Genomic DNA, 2,655 nt, shown 5'->3' on the forward strand with positions numbered 1-2,655 from the left:
GTTGATCTGCATGTTTTGCAGCATATGCTTTTACGTTTGTCATGAAAAATTATGGTTAAAGGTTCTAATTAATGTCAAATACAAAAGGATTCAATTTTAAGTTTTTAACCTGAAAATAAACAGTTTTTAGGCCGAGGTTCAGGAATCTTCTCCTCTTATTATTCTTCAGAAAAATCTAAATCTTTAGCGGCTTCTTTGTCAAGATACCAAGTTAAGTCTTCACTAGTTGGTTTAACCAAAGAAGCTGGATACTTTTCAAAATCACCCTCCAGCATCACTATTTCTTGCACTTTTTCTGATTTGTTGGCTCCCGTAACCAAAAAAGCTACTGCCTTGGCATTATTTACAATTCTTCCAGTGATCGTCACTCTTTTTTGACCTGATACAGGATGAACAGCGACCACACAGTTTTCTTTGGAATTCCACAAGTCAATCGATTCAGGGAAAATTGAAACGGTATGTCCATCATCCCCCATCCCAAGCATTACCAAATCAAACTGTGGAATACCATTTACTAAAGGCAATTCATCCTCTAAAACTTCACTATAACGAATTGCTTCTTCCTGGGGATCATTTTCACCTATTACCCGGAAAATATTTTCATCCGGCATATCAATCTTAGACAATAAATGATCTACTGTCATTTTGTAGTTGCTTTCAGAATCGGAGGGAGGAACACATCTTTCATCACCCCAATAAAAGTTGATGTTATCCCAAAGAATATCTTCTCCCAACTCTTCAGCGATGTAATCAAAAATAACTTTGGGCGTACTCCCGCCTGACAGAGCCACATGGATTTTCTCTCCTGTATCAGACATTTCTTTTAAAATGTACGCAAATTCCTCGGCGAGACTTTCCTTTGAACTAAATACTGAAATATTCATAAATGTTAAATAGAAGGTGATATTGAAATTTGAAAAAAGGTATTGAGATTATAAAATACAGAATCCAGTTTCGTCAGTAAGTCGTTTTCCCGGGTTTCTCCATCCAAAATGTCCTTCAAACATCTCATCTGAATTTCTTGGTCCCCAAGTACCAGCAGCATAGCCAAATGTCGGGACATCTTCATTCTCCCAATATTTCAAAATAGGGTCGACAAATTTCCATGCGGCTTCAACTTCATCAGCACGGGCATATAAAGTGGTATCTCCTTGCATTGCATCTAAAAGCAATCTTTCGTAAGCATCCATAACCTGAGCAGAATCCAAGTCAGAATAATAGAAATCAAGATTGGCTTGCTCTACATTGAAACCTAACCCAGGCACTTTAACTCCAAATTTGATCAAAATACCTTCATCTGGTTGGATTCGGATGATCAATTTATTGTCCTTTTTGTAGGCATCTTGACTTTTGAAAACCTCATGTGCCGGAGACTTAAAGTGAATTACTACTTCTGTCACTTTGGTCGGCATATATTTGGCAGTTCTCACATAAAAAGGAACATCTTTCCATCTCCAATTGTCAACGAAAAATTTAATTGCGGCAAAAGTCTCAGTCTTTGAGTTTGGATCAACTCCTTCCTCTTCACGATATCCTTTTACTTTTTTACCATTAATGGTGGAGGCGACGTATTGACCTTTCATGGTATGAGTTGCTAATTCATCCTCATCGGTCATAATCCGTAGTGATTTCAAAGCTTTCACTTTCTCATCCCTGATTTCTTCAGCACTTGAATTAATCGGCGGCTCCATTACAATGAGCGATAGAATTTGAAGTAAATGGCTTTGAAACATATCCCGAAGCGCACCTGACTTATCATAGTACCCACCTCTTTTTTCCACTCCTACGGTTTCGGCATTTGTGATTTCCACATGGTGGATATATCTACGATTCCAGGTTGGTTCAAAAATCGAATTTGAAAAACGGGTTACCAAAAGATTCTGAACTGTTTCTTTACCTAAGTAATGGTCAATTCTATAAACTTGGTTTTCGTTAAAATATTTATGCAAGCCTTCGTTTAGCTCTTTTGCAGTTTCCAAGCTATATCCAAAGGGTTTTTCGACAATAATCCTTTTCCACCCATTATCTTCTTTAGTTAATCCGGCCTCACAAAGGTTTTTAGCTATGATTTCATAAAGACTAGGTGGTGTCGATAAGTAAAAAATAAAGTTTTCCTCGCATCCATAATCTTTGTTTAACTGATCTATTCGATTGGCAAGTGGAGTGTAATCGCTATCATATTCATCTCCTAAGTCCTGATAGAATAATTTATCAGTAAAGGCTTTTATGAAAGATGATTCTTCTTTGCTGATTTCCTTTCCTAAAAACTCGCTTTCTTTTACTACTTTTTGACGAAATTCCTCAACAGACATATTACTTCTGCTAGCTCCTAAAACAACAAAGTTCTGTGGAAGATGCTTGCCTTTATATAGATTGTACAAAGCAGGAACTAGCTTTCGGACTGTCAAATCTCCAGAAGCTCCAAAAATTATGAGCATCTGATTTAAGGTTTTTTTCATATGTCGGTTTATATTTTCGGCACTTATTTCAAATTTATTTTAATTCCTAGAACACAAAAGTAAATTGAAAGGAAACAGGTTCATTTTAGTGACCACTTCAAATAATTTCTCAAAATCCTTCCAACTAAGCATTTTGTAATTGTAATTTCTTAAGAACTGGGTTAGTTGATTGGGATAAAAAAGTAAACAATTGCCA

Annotated in this window: 2 protein-coding genes; both read right to left on the reverse strand. The window is 36.3% G+C overall.

Annotated features, from left to right (window positions below):
• Positions 1-158: 158 nt before the first annotated feature.
• On the reverse strand, positions 159-884 hold the full coding sequence (gene pgl, locus Q0L68_RS19375; RefSeq protein WP_296705895.1) for a 6-phosphogluconolactonase: 726 nt from the start codon (positions 882-884) through the stop codon (positions 159-161).
• 48 nt (positions 885-932) lie between these two features.
• The gene (zwf, locus tag Q0L68_RS19380) at positions 933-2,459 is read right to left on the reverse strand and encodes a glucose-6-phosphate dehydrogenase (RefSeq protein WP_296705896.1); all 1,527 of its coding nucleotides are present in this window, start codon (positions 2,457-2,459) and stop codon (positions 933-935) included.
• Between the last annotated feature and the right edge of the window lie 196 nt (positions 2,460-2,655).

Origin of the sequence: Algoriphagus sp. (genome assembly GCF_024642405.1) — a bacterium.
Classification (GTDB): domain Bacteria; phylum Bacteroidota; class Bacteroidia; order Cytophagales; family Cyclobacteriaceae; genus Algoriphagus.